The sequence below is a fragment of the Micromonospora arida genome, from assembly GCF_042873195.1.
Classification (GTDB): Bacteria; Actinomycetota; Actinomycetes; order Mycobacteriales; family Micromonosporaceae; genus Micromonospora; species Micromonospora arida.
Genome location: NZ_JBIALC010000006.1, coordinates 135,995 through 152,433 on the forward strand (window position 1 = coordinate 135,995; position 16,439 = coordinate 152,433).

At 72.6% G+C, this 16,439-nt stretch carries 16 protein-coding genes; 5 read left to right on the top strand and 11 right to left on the bottom strand.

Annotated elements, in window-relative coordinates:
- Nucleotides 1-15 precede the first annotated feature (15 nt).
- From ACFYP0_RS19415 to ACFYP0_RS19430, 4 genes are read right to left on the bottom strand one after another with little or no spacing between them, the layout of a single operon-like run.
- Entirely contained in the window at nucleotides 16-1,596 is a 1,581-nt protein-coding gene (locus ACFYP0_RS19415; RefSeq protein WP_124853665.1) for a bifunctional uroporphyrinogen-III C-methyltransferase/uroporphyrinogen-III synthase, read from the bottom strand.
- Nucleotides 1,593-2,561 carry a hydroxymethylbilane synthase gene (hemC, locus tag ACFYP0_RS19420; RefSeq protein ID WP_112605225.1) on the bottom strand — a complete coding sequence of 323 codons (969 nt, stop codon included), beginning with the start codon at nucleotides 2,559-2,561 and terminating at the stop codon, nucleotides 1,593-1,595. The genes ACFYP0_RS19415 and hemC overlap by 4 nt, the downstream gene beginning before the upstream one ends.
- A complete protein-coding gene (locus ACFYP0_RS19425; RefSeq protein ID WP_386997006.1) occupies nucleotides 2,558-3,955 on the bottom strand; it encodes a glutamyl-tRNA reductase in 1,398 nt (465 codons plus the stop codon). Before ACFYP0_RS19425 ends, hemC begins: the two co-directional genes overlap by 4 nt.
- On the bottom strand, nucleotides 3,952-4,722 hold the full coding sequence (locus ACFYP0_RS19430; protein WP_091402715.1) for a redox-sensing transcriptional repressor Rex: 771 nt from the start codon (nucleotides 4,720-4,722) through the stop codon (nucleotides 3,952-3,954). The genes ACFYP0_RS19425 and ACFYP0_RS19430 overlap by 4 nt, the downstream gene beginning before the upstream one ends.
- A 392-nt stretch (nucleotides 4,723-5,114) precedes the next feature.
- Between ACFYP0_RS19430 and ACFYP0_RS19435 the strand changes: the two genes are divergently transcribed.
- Together ACFYP0_RS19435 and ACFYP0_RS19440 are read left to right on the top strand one after the other, a co-directional pair.
- Entirely contained in the window at nucleotides 5,115-6,419 is a 1,305-nt protein-coding gene (locus ACFYP0_RS19435; protein ID WP_386997008.1) for a sensor histidine kinase, read from the top strand.
- A 58-nt stretch (nucleotides 6,420-6,477) separates the two neighbouring features.
- Nucleotides 6,478-7,131, top strand: a complete 654-nt coding sequence (locus ACFYP0_RS19440) for a response regulator transcription factor (RefSeq protein ID WP_030329744.1) — start codon at nucleotides 6,478-6,480, stop codon at nucleotides 7,129-7,131.
- On the opposite strand, the gene ACFYP0_RS19445 is transcribed toward ACFYP0_RS19440, so the two are convergent.
- The 3 genes from ACFYP0_RS19445 to ACFYP0_RS19455 are packed head-to-tail and all read right to left on the bottom strand — an operon-like array spanning nucleotide 7,112 to nucleotide 9,649.
- Nucleotides 7,112-7,774, bottom strand: coding sequence for an HAD family hydrolase (locus tag ACFYP0_RS19445; RefSeq protein WP_124853669.1), 663 nt, complete (start codon nucleotides 7,772-7,774; stop codon nucleotides 7,112-7,114). The two genes, ACFYP0_RS19440 and ACFYP0_RS19445, sit on opposite strands and share 20 nt — an antisense overlap.
- Before the next feature lie 20 nt (nucleotides 7,775-7,794).
- Complete coding sequence (locus ACFYP0_RS19450; protein WP_030490173.1) at nucleotides 7,795-8,049, bottom strand: glutaredoxin family protein; 255 nt, start codon at nucleotides 8,047-8,049, stop codon at nucleotides 7,795-7,797.
- The gene (locus ACFYP0_RS19455; RefSeq protein WP_386997012.1) at nucleotides 8,039-9,649 is read right to left on the bottom strand and encodes an AMP-binding protein; all 1,611 of its coding nucleotides are present in this window, start codon (nucleotides 9,647-9,649) and stop codon (nucleotides 8,039-8,041) included. Before ACFYP0_RS19455 ends, ACFYP0_RS19450 begins: the two co-directional genes overlap by 11 nt.
- Nucleotides 9,650-10,234: 585 nt before the next feature.
- Between ACFYP0_RS19455 and ACFYP0_RS19460 the strand changes: the two genes are divergently transcribed.
- From ACFYP0_RS19460 to ACFYP0_RS19470, 3 genes are all read left to right on the top strand, one after another.
- The gene (locus ACFYP0_RS19460; protein WP_091403551.1) at nucleotides 10,235-11,191 is read left to right on the top strand and encodes an ECF subfamily RNA polymerase sigma factor, BldN family; all 957 of its coding nucleotides are present in this window, start codon (nucleotides 10,235-10,237) and stop codon (nucleotides 11,189-11,191) included.
- A gap of 289 nt (nucleotides 11,192-11,480) precedes the next feature.
- Nucleotides 11,481-12,350 (top strand): DUF5667 domain-containing protein, encoded by an 870-nt coding sequence (locus tag ACFYP0_RS19465; RefSeq protein ID WP_356979222.1) that lies wholly within the window; start codon nucleotides 11,481-11,483, stop codon nucleotides 12,348-12,350.
- A gap of 126 nt (nucleotides 12,351-12,476) precedes the next feature.
- Nucleotides 12,477-13,346: an HAD family hydrolase gene (locus ACFYP0_RS19470; RefSeq protein WP_386997015.1), complete on the top strand. Its 870-nt coding sequence runs from the start codon at nucleotides 12,477-12,479 to the stop codon at nucleotides 13,344-13,346.
- Nucleotides 13,347-13,375: 29 nt separating this feature from the next.
- Here the strand turns inward: ACFYP0_RS19470 and ACFYP0_RS19475 are convergent, their stop codons facing one another.
- The 4 genes from ACFYP0_RS19475 to ACFYP0_RS19490 form a co-directional block, all read right to left on the bottom strand.
- On the bottom strand, nucleotides 13,376-14,257 hold the full coding sequence (locus ACFYP0_RS19475) for a lysophospholipid acyltransferase family protein (protein ID WP_112584240.1): 882 nt from the start codon (nucleotides 14,255-14,257) through the stop codon (nucleotides 13,376-13,378).
- 301 nt (nucleotides 14,258-14,558) lie between these two features.
- Entirely contained in the window at nucleotides 14,559-15,635 is a 1,077-nt protein-coding gene (locus ACFYP0_RS19480; RefSeq protein WP_355499392.1) for an NAD-dependent epimerase/dehydratase family protein, read from the bottom strand.
- A gap of 173 nt (nucleotides 15,636-15,808) precedes the next feature.
- Complete coding sequence (locus tag ACFYP0_RS19485; RefSeq protein WP_007465623.1) at nucleotides 15,809-15,910, bottom strand: 30S ribosomal protein bS22; 102 nt, start codon at nucleotides 15,908-15,910, stop codon at nucleotides 15,809-15,811.
- A 270-nt stretch (nucleotides 15,911-16,180) separates the two neighbouring features.
- Nucleotides 16,181-16,390, bottom strand: a complete 210-nt coding sequence (locus tag ACFYP0_RS19490) for a helix-turn-helix domain-containing protein (protein WP_007465625.1) — start codon at nucleotides 16,388-16,390, stop codon at nucleotides 16,181-16,183.
- Between the last annotated feature and the right edge of the window lie 49 nt (nucleotides 16,391-16,439).

Consider the following 16,439-nt stretch of genomic DNA (forward strand, 5'->3'; position numbering starts at 1 on the left):
GCCCTCCTCGAACGACTACCGGAAGCGCAGAGCGGTCGGGCCCTGCACCTTCGAGCCACGGCGCTGCTTGGCCGGCATCGCTGCCAGCTTCTCCCGCAGCTCGACGGCGTAGGCGGCGAGCGCCTCCACCAGGTCGGGCACCGAGGCGTGCGGCGGCTGGACGTCGACGCGCAGGCCGAACTCCGTCGCGGTCTCCGCCGTCTTGGGCCCAATGACGGCAACAACGGTCCGGGCGTGCGGCTTCCCGGCGATGCCGACCAGGTTGCGCACGGTGGAGGACGAGGTGAAGAGCACCGCGTCGAACCCGCCCGACTTGATCGCGTCGCGGATCTCGGCGGGCGGCGGAGCGGCCCGCACCGTCCGGTACGCGGTCACGTCGTCGACCTCCCAGCCGCGCTCGGTGAGCCCGGCGGCGAGCGTCTCGGTGGCGATGTCGGCGCGCGGCAGCAGCACCCGGCCCACCGGGTCGAGGATCTCGTCGTGCGGCGAGAACTCGGCCAGCAGACCGTCCGAGGACTGCTCCCCGGCGGGGATCAGCTCCGGCTGGATGCCGAACGCGCGGACCGCGTCCGCGGTGGCCTCACCGATGCAGGCGATCTTGACGCCGCCGAAGTGCCGGGCGTCGAGGCCGTGCTCGGCGAACTTCTCCCAGACCGCGCGGACCGCGTTCACCGACGTGAAGATGACCCAGGCGTACCGGCCGTCGACCAGGCCCTTGACCGCCCGCTCCATCTGCGCCGGGGTGCGCGGCGGCTCGACCGCGATGGTCGGCACCTCGCACGGGATCGCCCCGTACGCGCGCAGCCGCGCGCTCATCGCGCCGGCCTGCTCCTTGGTCCGGGGTACGAGCACCTTCCAGCCGTACAGCGGGCGGTTCTCCCACCAGCTCAGCTTGTCGCGCTGCCCCACGCCGACACCGACGGTGAGCACCACCCGGCCGGTGAAACCGAGCGCGGCGGCCACGAAGCTGTCAACGGTCGACGTGGTCGTGTACTGGGTCTCGCCGGTGCCGTCGCCGGTCACCCCGACGCCGGTGGTGCCGTCGACCCCGGCGGCGAGCAGCCCGTCGCGGACGGCGGCGAGGTCACCGGCGTCCACGGCGAGCGCGAGCGAACCCCGGCCGACGGCCGTGGCCAACGCCTCGAAGTCCAGCGCACTGACGTCCTCGACGTCGGCGGCCGTACGCACACCCGGCAGCGGGACCCCGGCGTAGGTGGCCACACCCTCGGCCTGGCCGACGCCGGGCACCACCTCGAAGTGGGCGGCGGTGCGGGCCACCGCCTGCACCTCCTTGACCACCGAGTCGTGCCCGAACGGGTCGCCGGCGACCAGGTGCACCGCGTTGAGCCCGGAGCGGGCCGCGGAGATCAGCACCTTCGCCACGTCCCCCGGCGCGCCCTCGGCCGGGGTGAACTCGGCATCTTCCCTGGCCTCGGCGCGAACGACGGTGAGCAACGACTCCGGGACTCCCCGGTCGTAGATCACCTGGTCGGCGTCGACCAGGGCGTCGTGGGCCCGACGGGTCAGCAGGCCCGGGTCGCCGGGGCCAGCCCCGACGAACGCGATACGGCCGACGGGCTTACGGGTGCGGGTCATTCTGTGCTCCCAAATTGCTGGGTCCCCGGGCCGGTGTGTCCTTCGTGGCCGAGGATCGAGTCGGCGCCGAGGTCGAGGAGTTCGGCGGCGAGTGCCTTACCGATCTCCGCCGCGTCGGCGGGCGTTCCGGTGCGGGACAGCCGGAGGTCACGAGTGCCGTCCGGGCTGATCACCGCCCCGCGCAGGTAGATCTCATCGCCGGTCTCGCCTTCGGCGAGTTCGGCATAGGCGGCGACGGGTGCGCTGCACCCGGCCTCCAGGGTTGCCAGAAACGCACGTTCCGCGGTGACCGCGGCACGCGACGGTGCGTGGTCGAGCACGGCGAGCAGCTCGACCAGGTCCTGGTCGTCGACCCGGCACTCCACTGCCAACGCACCCTGAGCGGGAGCGGGCAGCATGAGCATCGGGTCCAGCGACTCGGTGATCACGTCGAGCCGGCCGAGTCGGGCCAGACCGGCCCGGGCCAGGACGACGGCGTCCAGGTCGGCCTCGGGGCCGAGCACCCGCCCCAGGCGGGTGTCGACGTTGCCGCGGATCGGGGTGACCTCCAGTTGCAGGCCGAGGGCGTGCAACTGGGCGATCCGACGCAGCGCTCCGGTGCCCACGGTGGCCCCGGGCGGCAGCTCGGCGAGCGTTCGGCCGTCGCGGGCCACCAACGCGTCGCGCGGGTCCTGCCGGGCCGGTACCGCCGCGATGTGCAGCCCACCGGCGGCGGCCGTGGGCAGATCCTTGTACGAGTGCACCGCGAAGTCGATCGTCCCGGCGGTCAGCGCGTCACGCAGGGCGGAGACGAACACCCCGACGCCCAGCCGGTGCACCGGCGCGTTGGAGCGGTCGCCCGCGGTGACCACCTCGACCAGCTCGACGGGGCGGCCGGTGGCGGCGGTCACCGCCTCGGCGACCTGGCCGGACTGGGCCATCGCCAGGGCGCTGCCCCGGGTGCCGAGGCGCAGGGGGGCGGTCATCGCGCACCTCCGGTGGGTGGGGTGGGCTCGGCGGCGTCGGCTCCGGACACCGGGTCGGTGCCGGGGAACGCCATGCCGAGGTCGGGGGTCAGCACGTCCGGGACGGTGTCCACCGGCGAGGTCTGCGGCACTTCGAGGTCGAAAAGCTCGCGCAGCAGTGCCGCGTACTGGTCGCCGCCGGGCTCCGCGGCCAACTGGCGGACCTTGACGGTGGGCTGGTGCAGCAGCCGCTGCACGACCCGGTGCACAGTGCGGGCCACCTCGGCCCGCAGGTCGTCGCCGAGGTCGGGGCGACGCTGGGCCAGTCGGCGCAGCTCCGCGGTGACCACGTCGTCGGCCCGGCCGCGCAGCGCGGCCACGGTGGGTGCCACGTCGGCGCCGCGCAGCCAGGTGAGGAAGCCCTCCACCTCGCCGAGGACGATGCGTTCGACAGCTGCGGCGTCGGCAGCCGCCGGACCGTCGGCGAGCAGCGTCGCCATCCGGTCGATGTCGATCACCTCGACGCCGGGCAGCTCGGCGACGCCCTCCTCGACGTCGCGCGGAACGGCAAGGTCGAGCAGGACCAGCGGACCCCGGGACTGGTCGCGGTCGGCCAGCGCCGCGGTGACCACCGACCGGGTGAGGACCGGTTCGGTGGACGCGGTGGCGGCCACTACGATGTCCACTGTGGAGAGGGTGTCGGCCAGCTCGGTCATCGGCGCTGCAGTCGCCCCGTACGACTCGGCGAGCCGGACGGCCCGGTCGGCGCCCCGATTGCTGACTGTGAGCGGCCCGGCGCCCAGCCGGGACAGCGTGGCTACCCCGAGCGAACCCATCGCACCGGCGCCGACCACCAGGGCCGGGTGGCCGACGAGGTCGCCGTCGAGGTGCCCGGCGGCCAGCTCCAGGGCGGCGGTGACGACGCTCTGGCCGGCCCGGTCGATGCCGGTCTCGGCGTGGGCCCGCTTGCCGACCCGCAGCGCCTGCTGCATCAGCTCGTGCAGGAGCCGGCCGGCCGAGTCGGCGCCGGTGGCCCAGTGGTACGCGTCACGCAACTGGCCGAGGATCTGTGCCTCGCCCACCACCATCGAGTCCAGACCGGTGGCGACCCGGAAGACGTGATCCACAGCCGCGGTGTCGTAGTGCACGTACAGGTGGCTGGCGAGCGCGGTCGGCGAGCTGCCGGCCTGCTCGGCCAGCACGGCGCAGACGTCGCCGAGCCCACCGTGGAAACCGGACACGGCGGCGTACACCTCCACCCGGTTGCAGGTGGAGACGATCACCGCCTCGGAAACGTACGGCTGGGCGACCAGGCGGTCCAGTGTTCGGGTCAGGTCGGCGGGGGGCACGGCCAGCTGCTCCAGCGTGGCGACCGGGGCGGTCCGGTAGGACGCGCCGACGACGAGCAGTTTCACGTGCCGATCGCCTCCTGGGTGTCGGTGGCCGCGAACCCGCCCGGCAGGGCGGTGAGAGCGGTGCCGCCGGTGGCGGGCAGCGCGGTCAGCGACGCCTTGCGGTGCTCGTGGAAGGACAGAATCTGCAGCTCGATGGCGAGGTCGACCTTGCGCACGTCGACCCCCTCCGGAACCGAGAGTACGCACGGCGCGAAGTTGAGGATGCTCGTCACGCCCACGGCGACCAGTTGGTCGGCGACCTGCTGGGCGGCGGCGGCCGGGGTGGCGATCACGCCGATCGCGAGGGATTCCTCCGCGGCGACCGTCGGCAGGTCGTCAACATGCCGGACCACCAGGCCGTTGATCTCCTCACCGACTCGAGAGGGATCGGCGTCGAGCAGTGCGGCGATCCGGAAGCCCCGGCTGGCGAAGCCGTCGTAGCCGGCCAGAGCGTGACCGAGATTACCCACGCCGACCAGGGCGACCGCCCGGCGTTGGGTGAGCCCGAGCACATACTCGATCTGCTCGATCAGCAGCGCGACGTCGTAGCCGACGCCCCGGGTGCCGTACGAGCCGAGGTGGGAGAGGTCCTTGCGGAGCTTGGCGGAGTTGACCCCGGCGGCGGCGGAGAGACCCTCGCTGGAGACCGTCTCGTGCCCGGCGTCGGCGAGGTTGTGCAGCGCGCGCAGGTACTCCGGGAGCCGAGCGACGGTCGCCTCGGGCAGATCCGGGAGCGCCGGTACGGCACCGGCGCGGCCGGGCGCGCCTGGGTGACGGTGCTGACTCATGAGACTCCGTGCGGTGCGATCCTCGGCCAACTCCGCTGGTCGGCCGTTTGTGGACTCCCGCTGGCGACCGAGGTTGCCGGCTGTGCTAGCAGGGCGCGTCGGAGTCACAGCGTAGGCGCTTGTGAAGACGTGCACAAATCGCGATCTTGTCGCTGCGTGGCGCGACCTCACCAGCCCCTCCATTCCACAAGATCGATTGAACGGCCTGGTCCGCTCACCGCCAGGGCGATTATTGCTCAATCCCGACTTCTCTGACCAATCCCGCGCCGACCCCGCCCAGGGGTTGTCCCGGCGGTGGTAGAGGCGGCGCCAGCGGTGGTAGGGACAGCACTACGGAGGAGAGGCGGGGTTTCGGGATGGGGACACCGAGCCCAGATGCCTAGCCTTTGAGCATGACCGCCGTTGCCGCCACCAGCGACCGACCGACGCTGGCACCGAGCATCCCCCGCCAGCTCTTCGTCGACTCCGGGTACGTGGTGCTCGGTCTGCCCCTGGCGGTGGCCAGCTTCGTCGTCCTCATCGTCGGCCTCGCGGTCGGCATCGGCCTGGTGGTCACGGTGATCGGCCTGCCGATCCTCAGCGGCACTCTCTACGCCGCCCGAGGGCTGGCCGACGTCGAGCGGCTGCGGCTGCCCGCGGTGCTCCACCAACCCCGGATCCGGCCGCACTACCGGCTGCCCGAGGTGGGCGCGAACGCCTGGCGGCGGATCTTCGTGCCGATGCGGGACGCCCAGTCCTGGCTCGACCTGGCACACGGCATCCTGCGGCTGATCGCGGCAGTGGGCACCTTCGTGGTGACGCTGGCCTGGTGGGCGGCGGCGATCGCCGGCTCGCTCTACTGGGCGTACGACTGGGCCCTGCCCCGGGCCGATGGCGAGGGCGACCAGGACCTGGCGCAGTTGCTCGGCCTGGGCGACTCGACCACCGCCCGGATCGGCCTGTACACCGCGCTCGGGGTGTTCTTCCTGATCACCCTGCCGATCGTGGTGCGGGGCTGCGCACTGCTCCAGGCCAGCTTCGCCAAGGCGATGCTGACCGGGGTGGCCGAGATGCGCGACCGGATCACCGTGCTGGAGGAGCAGAAGCGGGCCGCCGTGTCCGCCGAGGCCTCCGCGCTACGCCGGTTGGAACGTGACATCCACGACGGCCCCCAGCAGCGCCTGGTCCGGCTGGCGATGGACCTCAGCCGGGCCCGGATGCAGCTCGCCTCGGACCCGGAGGCGGCCGGCCACACCATCGACGAGGCCGTCGCCCAGACCCGGGACACGCTGGCCGAGCTGCGGGCGCTCTCCCGGGGCATCGCGCCGCCGATCCTGGTCGACCGGGGTCTGCCCAGCGCTCTGGCCGCGATCGCCGGCCGCGGGCTGATCCCGATCGAGCTCCAGGTGGACCCGCAGCTCGGCACCCCGGCCGGACGGCTCGACCCGGCGGTGGAGAACACCGCGTACTTCGTGGTGTCCGAGGCGCTGACCAACGTCGCCAAGCACAGCCGGGCCACCGAGGCCACCGTGGCCGTGGCCCGGAAGGGCACCCACCTGCAGGTGCGGGTGGGCGACGACGGGCAGGGCGGCGCGCACCTGGCGAAGGGGCACGGGCTCGCCGGCATCGCCGACCGGGTCCGGGCCGCCGGTGGCGAACTGGTGGTGGTCAGCCCGACCGGCGGCCCCACCGAGATCCGCGCCGAGCTGCCGCTGTGAGCGGTTCGGCACCGCGCCGAGCCCGTACGGCGGGCCGGACGTGGTAGACAACACAGCCATGCGCATCGTGATCGCCGACGACGCCGTCCTGCTCCGCGAGGGGCTGGTCCGGCTGCTGACCGAGAGCGGGCACCAGGTGGTGGCCGCCGTCGGGGACGGTGACGCCCTGGTCGAGGCGGTGGTCGAGCACCGGCCCGACGTGTCGATCGTCGACGTCCGGATGCCGCCGTCGCACACCGACGAGGGGTTGCGGGCCGCGGTGGAGGCCCGCCGGCTGGTGCCGCGTACCCCGATCCTGGTGCTCTCCCAGTACGTCGAGGTGTCGTACGCCGATGATCTGCTCGCCACCACCGGCGGCGCCGGCGGCGGGATCGGTTACCTGCTCAAGGACCGGGTGGCCGCGATAGACGAGTTCCTGGACGCGCTGCGGCGGGTGGCGGGCGGCGGCACGGTGCTCGACCCGGAGGTGGTCGGTCAGCTCTTCGCCCGGCGTCGCCGGGACGACCCGCTGCGCGAGCTGACCCCCCGCGAGCGCGAGGTGCTCGCCCTGATGGCCGAGGGACGCTCGAACACCGCCATCGCGCGCGCCCTGGTGGTCAGCGACGGCGCGGTGGAGAAGCACGTACGCAACATCTTCACCAAGCTCACCCTGCCGCCGGACACCGAACAGCACCGGCGGGTGCTGGCCGTCCTCACCTATCTGCGGAACTGACCTCCCGGGCCAGGGCCACCGCGTCGGTGAGGGTGTCCGCCACCGGGTGACCGGAGGCGCGCAGCCGGGCCGGGTCGGTGAACCCGCCGGTGTAGAGCACGGCACGGCCACCCACCGCGAGCGCCGCGTCCGCGTCGTCGATGGAGTCGCCGATCAGCACCACCGAGGCGCCGTCCATGCCCAGTTCGGCCAGGTGCTGCTGGAGCGACTCGGCCTTCTGGCCGCCGCCGACAGTGGCCCGCAGCCCGTCGACGCGGGTGAAGTGGCCGGTCAACCCGTGCGTGTGCACGGTCGGGACCAGCTCCTCGTGGAACCACATGGAGAGCAGGCTCTGGCTGCCCGGCCAGGCCGCCATCGCGGCGCGCGCGTCGGCGGCCAGCTCGCAGGTGGTCAGCCCGGTGCGGTACGCGTCGTGGAAGATCTTGTCCAGTCGGCCGAACTCGTCGTCGTCCACGGCCTGCCCCAGCACCTCGGCGTAGTACTCGGCGATCGGCCTGCGGAACCGCACCCGGTGCTCGTCCAGGGTGACCGTCGGCCCGCCCAGGCTCGCGAACACGACATTGGTGGCGGACACCACCAGGCTGAGGTCGTTGAGCAGGGTGCCGTTCCAGTCCCAGACGAGGTGCGGGGGCGCAGAGGTCATCAGAGCACCATAGGCACCCGTCAGAGCTGCGGCGTGGTCAGGTCCCGCAGCAGCCGGTCCTCCTCGACCCGCCAGTAGCCGTGCTCCTTGCCGTCGAGCATCACCACCGGCAGCCGGTCCCCGTACTCCCGCTCCAGCCCCTCGTCGCCGGTGACGTCCCACTCGACCCACTTGTCGCCGGTGACCGCGACCACCCGGTCGAGCGCCGCCTTGGCGTCGTCGCACAGGTGGCAGCCGGGTCGGGTGATCAGGGCGAGTCGGGCGTCACTGGCCATCGGTTACCTCCGTGCGGTCGGTCGGCGTCGCCGACCGGAGCTGGGTCTTGCGTACCTTGCCGATCGCCGAGTGCGGCAGGGCGTCGACGAACTCGACAGCGGTCGGGCACTTGAACCGGGCCAGGTTCCGTGCGCAGTGGGCGAGCAACTCCTCGCTGGTCACCGGTCGGCCCTGCACCGGCACCACGTACGCCCGCACAGTCTCGCCGGTCCGCGGGTGCGGCACACCCAGTACCGCCGACTCGATCACCCCGGGGTGCCCGGCGAGCACCAGCTCGACCTCGTGCGGATAGACGTTGAAACCGTTGACCAGGATCAACTCGCCGAGCCGGTCGACCAGGAAGAGGTCGCCGTCCTCGTCGGCGTACGCGATGTCACCGGTGCCCCACCAACCCTCGGTGTCCGGGCCGCCCCGACCGTCAGGCCAGTAGCCGGTGAAGAGGTTCGGGCCGGACACGACGATCTGCCCCGGGTCGGTGCCTGGCGCCACGTCGGAGATGTCCAGCTCGTCCGGGTCGTCGTCGGCGGGGACCGCCAGCCCGTCGCGCCACAGGTCCGTCCCGTCGGCGCCGACCAGGCGTAGCCGCACCCCGGGCAGCGGCCGGCCGATCGAACCCGGCTTGGCCACGCCGCCGACGAGGGTGGAGGTGAGCACCGGCGCGGTCTCGGTGAGGCCGTACCCGATGTGCACCTGATGCCCGGTGACCTCCGTGAAGCGCGCCGCGACCGCGGGTTCGAGCGGTGCCGCGCCGCAGACCGCCACCCGCACCGACGCGGTCGCCGCGCGGGCCGTGGCCGCGCCGGCCCAGGTCAGGAACATCGACGGTACGCCGACCAGCACGCTGACCCGGTGCCGCGCGATCTCGTCCAACCCCGCCGTCGGGCCCGGCTCGTCGAGCAGCACACCGGTCGCGCCGTGGTGCACGACCGCGCCGAGCCCCGAGTTGAGCCCGTACGCGTGGAACAGCGGCAACGCCAGGAGAACAGTGTCGGTCGGCCCGACCACCGGCGGTTCGATCTCCGCGACCTGTTCGTGGTTGGCGAGCAGCGCCTGGTGCGAGAGCATCGCCCCCTTGGGTCGCCCCTCGGTGCCGGAGGTGTAGAGCAGTACAGCCAGGTCGGAGCCGCCGCGTCGAGGGCGGGGTGCCGCTCCGGGCGCCTCGGCGGTCGGTGGCGTGCCGTGCACCGAAGCGAGCGCGGGCAGCTCGGCGGCCACGTCGGCGACCAGGCCTCGAACGTGGTCGGTGGCGATGAGCACCGACGCGCCGGAGTCGGCCAGCACGTGCCGTAGCTCCGGGGCGGTGAGGTCGGGGTTGACCGGCACGGTGACCAGCCCGGCGCGGAGGGCGCCGAGCCAGGCGATCACGAAGTCCGGTGTGTTGGGCAGCGCGATGGCGACGCGTGGCGGCGTACCGCCGGGGTCGGTGGGTGGCGCGGCGGCGGACAGGCCGCGGGCGGCGGCGTCCACCGCGGCGTCCAGTTCGGACCAGCTCACTGTGTGCTCACGCCAGTGCAGCGCGGGTCGGTCGGCGCGGTCGAGAGCCGCGCGGCGGACGCGGTCGGCGAGGTTCGGCGCGGGGCTTTCCGAGGCGTCCTGCACGGTGATCGAGTCTGGCACAGCGGACGGCGACGGGCCACGCCCGATGACTGGGGCACGCCCGGAGGACGACACCGCGAAAGTCCCGTTCACAGGACTGTCCGGTGTGCCACCGGCGATCCGATCAGGTCCTGTCGATGGGACGTGCGACGCTGACCATGGGCAGTTCGGCGGCCGCCGTCCGGCCGCCCGGCACGGCGGGTCAACCGAACGGGCGGCGCGCCTCCGACCTGGGGATCCATCTTGGAACACCAGGCCGACGGAAAGTCAATCGCACACGACGGACAACCGGTCCGCCATCGGTGCGGCGGAGCGGGAAATACTTCCGCCTTGTGTAACGGACTTGCCACGCGCGGGTGACGTTGGCCCTATCATCACTCGGGTCGGCTCACCCCATTTGCCGTGAGTCGACACCCCTCAGCCCGAGGAGGCCCCCGTGCCTGTGAGCGCATTGGACCAGCACCTCCAGGGGATTTGCCGCCCGTCGGCAACTCCCGTGACCGTCCTGCCCGACCGGTCACCCGGTCGGTCCGCCCCGACGAGACCCAGACCGGCCCGCCCGGCGACCGACGGGACGGGGGCAACGCGGTGACCACCTTCGGTTACGCGGAACGCCCGGTCGGCCTGACCGGTCAACCCGCCCGCTCCCACGTCAACGAGCGGCCGGCGGCCCGTGCTCCATCGGACGAACAGCACGGCGGCGTCGTGCGGGGTGACGGCGCGGCGCAGCGGATCCGCAGCCGGCCTCACCACAACGAGCCGCCCCCGCGACCCGCGGTGCCCGGCGGAAACGCGAAGCCGGCCGGCGGCCGGGTCGCCGTACCGTCCCGACCCACCATGCCTGTGCAGGGTCGTCGGGTAAGCGACACACCGGCGGTCACCACCGACCCGGCGGCGGGTGAGACAGCGGTGATCCCGGCGGTGCCGGCCACCACCGCGACCACCCCGACCGGTTTCCCGAGCCGCCCGGACCCGTCCGACCCGGCAACCGAGGTCTGGACGCTGATCGAGCGGGCCCAGGCCGGCGAGTCCGAGGCGTTCGGTCTGATCTACGACCGTTACGTGGACACCGTCTTCCGGTTCGTCTACTTCCGGGTCGGCAACCGGCAACTCGCCGAGGATCTCACCTCGGACACCTTCCTGCGCGCGCTCAAGCGGATCGGCAGCTTCACCTGGCAGGGCCGCGACCTCGGCGCCTGGCTGGTGACGATCGCCCGCAACCTCGTCGCGGACCACTTCAAGTCGGGCCGGTACCGGCTGGAGGTCACCACCGGCGACGTGCTCGACGCCGACCGGGAGGACCGCGGCCCGGAGGGCAGCCCGGAGGCGGCGGTGGTGGAGCACATCACCAACGTCGCGCTCCTCACCGCGGTGAAGCAGCTCAACCCAGAGCAGCAGGAGTGCATCGTGCTCCGCTTCCTCCAGGGCTTCTCGGTCGCCGAGACGGCCCGCGCGATGGGCAAGAACGAGGGAGCGATCAAGGCCCTCCAGTACCGCGCCGTCCGCGCCCTGGCCCGGCTGCTGCCCGACGGCTTCCAGCCGTAGTTTGTTACGGCGGGACCGACGGGCGTCGATCAGCGTCCGCGCAGCTCAAAGTCGGTCCCGCCCGGTGATGACCATCACTTTCTGTAATTTCCGCTCCGTCAGGCCCGTAACCCGTGCCCGGTCCGCCGCGTTTCTCCGGGTGCGACCGGTGGATGTCCCGGCAGGCCCGGGTCACCGAGGTCCGACCGGCATGCCGGCGGCACCTCACCTCCGTGGTGTCACACTGCCGCCCGGTCGCTGGCAACGACGGCGGCCGACCGGCCGTGACCAGCGAGAGGAGGTGCCTGCGGTGGACAACACCCTCTTCTCCCGCCGGCGCGCGGAGCGCTTCGCGCAGCTTCTCGACGAGGCCAACGGCGCTCGACGACACCACGTGCGATCCCGGGTGGACGGCCAACTGGCGCCGCTCGTCGCAGTGGGTCAGCGGCTCAGCGTCGACCCCCCGGCTGTCGAGGTGGACCAGGACTTCCGTACCGGCCTGCGGGCGATGCTGCTCGCAACCGCCGAGCGGGAAGGGCTGGGCAGCACACCAGCGGCGGTCAGCGAACCGGCCGCCACGACCACCCGCGGGCGGCTGCTGCCGGCGGTCACCGCACGGCGGGCCCGAGCCCGGGGCGCGATCCTGGTCGGCATCGCCGCCGGGGCCATCGCCGTCTCCGGGATCTCCGCCGCCAGCGAGAACGCGGTGCCCGGTGACGCGCTGTACGGCATGAAGCGCTCCACCGAACGGGCACAGCTCGCTCTGGCCAGCTCCGACATCAGCAGGGGCCAGCTCTTCCTGGACTTCGCCCGGACCAGAGTCGGCGAAGCCGCCAAGCTGCGCGGTGACCGGATCGGCTACAGCGCCGTCCTCGACGACATGGACGCCGACAGCCGGCAGGGAGTTCGCCTGCTGACCTCGGCCGCTGTGCAGCGGGCCGAGCCGGGCAGCCTGGACACTCTCAACACCTTCGTGTCGAGCCAGCGCCGGGCGGTACGCGGTCTGCTCGACGGGACCACCCGGGTGGACCGGGAACGGACCCAGCGGTCGCTGGTGTTGCTGGACAGCATCCGGGAACGCTCGGACGACCTGCGCGCGGCGATCGCCTGCGGCCTGCCGGCACCGACCGCGAGCGACGCCCTCGGGCCGAACCCGAGCACCTGCCCCGGGGCCCGCTGACCCGCGTCCCCATACCGCACGTCCGACCGGCCGCGCCACAGTTCGCTGTGTGCCCGGCCGGTCGCCCGTCTTCGGCGGATACCCTCGCTGGGGAGCATCCGTCGTACCGGTGAGGAAGGGATTCGCGTGGCGCGTAGCCGTAAGGTGACGGTCAGCACCGACGCCGAGGGGCACACCGCGGCCTGGGCCGAGACCGACCTGGCCCCGGTCAGCGCACCCGACCCGACCGCCGCGGCGTTCTTCGACGTGGACAACACGATGATGCAGGGCGCGTCGATCTACTGGTTCGCCCGTGGTCTCGCCTCCCGGAACTACGTGACAACCGCCGACCTGGCCCGATTCGCCTGGCAGCAGCTCCGCTTCCGGCTGCTGGCCCGGGAGCACGCCGGTGACATGTCGCTGGCCAAGGAGGCGGCGCTGGCCTTCGTCCAGGGCTGGCGGGTCACCGAGGTCGAACACCTCGCCGAGGAGATCTTCGACGAGATGATGGCCCCCCGGATCTGGGCCGGCACCCACCAGCTCGCTCAGCGTCATCTGGATGCCGGTCAGCGGGTCTGGCTGGTCAGCGCCGCCCCCGTCGAGATCGGCCGGGTGATCGCCGCCCGGCTCGGCCTGACCGGTGCCATCGGCACGGTGGCCGAGGTGCTGGACGGGGCGTACACCGGGCGGTTGGTGGGTGACCTGATGCACGGGCCGGCCAAGGCTGAGGCGGTCACCCAGCTCGCCGCCGTGGAGGGGCTCGACCTGGTCCGCTGCGCGGCCTACAGCGATTCGGCGAACGACCTGCCGCTGCTCTGCGCGGTGGGCCGGGCGGTGGCCGTCAACCCGGACGGCGCCCTGCTGCGGCAGGCCCGCCAGCACGGCTGGGAGGTGCGGGACTTCCGCACCGGCCGTCGAGCGGCCAAGATCGCCGTACCGTCGACCGCGGCCGCCGGCCTGGTCGCGGGCGCGGTCACCGCCGGCCTGGCCCTACAGCGCCGCCGCCGCGCCGGCTGACTTCACGCGCCGCGCCGCGCCGGCCTGGTTCAGGGGCCGAACGGGTCGGGCCGTCGTTCCAGCAGCGTGTGCAGGGTCTGTTGGATGGTCTCCCGCACCTGGTCGGCGAGGTTGAAGACCACCAGCGGGTCGTCCGCCGAGTCGGTCAGGTGGGCGGTGGGGATCGGCGGGCAGAACTCGATCAGCCACTTGCTGGGCAGCGGCACCATGCCCAGTGGGCCGAGCAGCGGGAACGTCGGCGTGACCGGGAAGTAGGGCAACTTCAGCAGCCGCGCCAGGGGCTTGATGTCGGCGAGCATCGGGTAGATCTCCTCGCCGCCGACGATGGCGACGGGCACGATCGGGGTGCCGGTGCGCAGCGCCGCCGAGACGAACCCGCCCCGCCCGAAGCGTTGCAGCTTGTAACGGTCGGCGTAGAGCTTGCCGATGCCCTTGAAGCCCTCGGGGAACACGCCGACCAGATCGCCGCCGCCGAGCAGCCGCTCGGCGTCCGGGTTGCAGGCCACCGTGCCGCCGGTCTTGCGGGCCAACTCGGAGACCACCGGCATCCGGAAGACCAGGTCGGCGCCGAGCAGCCGCAGGTAGCGGTGGGCGGGATGCTTGTCGTGCAGCGCCGCCGAGAGGATCAGGGCGTCCAGTGCCACCGTCCCGGAGTGGTTGCCGACCACCAGGGCGGGCCCGTCCACGGGGACGTGCTCCACCCCACTGACCTCGGTGCGGAACCAGTCCCGGTAGAGCAGCCGCAGCAGCGGGTGGAAGACCGCGTCGGTCAACTCCGAGTCGAACCCGAACTCGTCGACCTCGTAGTCACCGGAGAGCCGCCGGCGCAGGAACGCCAACCCGTTCGCGACCTTGCGGTCCCAGTGGTCCCCGGGCCGGTCCGACACCGCCGGCTCGGTGCCGCCGGTCAACCCGGCGTCGACCTCGCCGGCAGGTTTCGCGGTCGGCGATGCGCTTGACGCGAGCGGTGCGGTCGGGGTCGGAGTTGAGGCCGGCGGTGTGATCGAGGCCGGCGGTTCCGTCGGGGTCGGCGCGGCCTGCGCGGCCGGTCGATGTCCGTTGCGCCGCGCCGGCTCCGCGTCCGGCGCGGGCACCTGCTGCGGTACGTCGAAACGCCCGACCGACTGCGGGTCGCGCCCCTCCTCCGGCCCACTCATGATGCCGCCTCGGTTCGCGACTGCGGGGCTCGCAAGACCGGCTCACTCCTCGCGCTCACGATGACCGCTCCCGGATCGCTGAGCGGACCTGCCGGATGCCGTCCAGGACGAGTTGCTCGGCGGCGGCCAACTGACCCCGGGTGACCACCACCCCACCGTGATGGGCCCGGATGAAGTCCTCGAACGCCTCGGCCGTCGACCGGGGAGTGAAGCCGTACTCCTGCTCGAGCCGGCTGGTGTCGACCACCCGGCCGTGCACGAAGAGGTCGACCTGGTCCAGGCCGTAGCTGCCGAAGCCCATGCTGCGGGCCAGTGCGGCGGCCCCGGACAGACCCGGCTCCAGCACCGGGACGGCCACCCGTCCGGCGCGTCGGATCGCCTGGGACAGCGACAGCACACCGGGGCCGGCGACGTTGTACGTGCCGGGATGGTCCTCCACGATCGACCGGTGCAGCACCTCCAACGCGTCGTCGAAGTGCAGGAACTGCAGGCGGGGGTCACGGCCGAAGACGGTCGGCACGAACGGCTGCGAGAAGTAGCGGGTCAGCGTGGTGTCTGCGGTCGAGCCGATGAACGGGGCGAAGCGCAGCACCGTGGCGGTGACGTCGGACCGACGGCGGCGGAAGCCGCGCACGTACCCCTCGAGGTCGAGGATGTCGCGGCCGAAACCGCCGCGCGGCACCTCGCGGGGTTCGGTCTCCTCGGTGAAGACCGCCGGGTCCCGGAACGAGACCCCGTAGGCGGCGGTCGACGAGCGGACCACGAGCTTGCGCAGTCGGGGCGCCCGCTGGCAGGCGGCGAGCATCTGCATGCTGCCGATGACGTTCTGGTCCTTCATCCCGGACCGGCCACCGTGCTGCGGGTCGGGTGAGGTGACAAGCGCGAGGTGCACCACCGCGTCGACGTCCAGGTCGGCGAGGAGGCCACCCAGGGAACCGCTGTCGACGCGGATCCGTTCGACCCGGTCCAGCAGGTCGGTGAACTCGATGCCGGAGTCCGGTGCGTCGACCCCGATGACCCGTTCGATGCGCGGGTCGGCGGCCAGTCGGGCCGCCACGTGGGCTCCCAGGTAACGGCCCACTCCGGTGACGACGACGACCCCCGGAGCACCTGAGGTGCCACCGGGGGTCATCTGACGCACCTATGCCGGCAGGATGGACCGAGCCGGGACGACCACGGCCTGATCACCTGAGCCTCCGGAGGTCGACAGTTTGGCAAGTGACGCCGAACGCCGGGCGCTCGGACGGGCCGGGAGTGCTCCGGCGCAACATGCGCCGCCGGCCTGTCCGGTGAGCCCGGCGGCGATCACTTGCCGAGACGGCGACGCTGGACGCGGGTCTTGCGCAGCAGCTTGCGGTGCTTCTTCTTAGCCATGCGCTTACGGCGCTTCTTGACCACCGAGCCCATACGACAGCCTTTCGATACAACGTGCGGGGCGGACCGGATGACACCACGCAGGTGGCGACGGCGACCGCTTGCGGACAACGGACCGGACCAGTCTCGGCGGCGGGGCGCACCGGTGGGGTCTCGGTCGGGTTCCAGGGTAGCCGCAGGGCGTCAGCCGGACCAACGCGCCCCCGTCGCGGCCGCCTCTGGCGCACGACCGCGGGGCGCGCGAGCTCACTCCTCACGCCCACCGATGCCGGTCAGCCGACGATCGGAGGGTGAGGCGGTGGCTCAGGCGGTCTCCTGAAAGGCGCCCCGGAGATATTCGTGCACCGCATGCTCAGGCACCCGGAACGACCGGCCGACCCGGACGGCGGTGAGCTCACCGCTGTGCACCAGGCGATAGACAGTCATCTTTGACACCCGCATGACCGTCGCCACCTCCGCAACGGTCAGGAACTTGACCTCCGACAGCCGTCCGTCGGACTGTGACCCGGCCATGGCTCACCGACCCATCCCATGCCCGGCGCGTGCCAACCCGACGGATGCT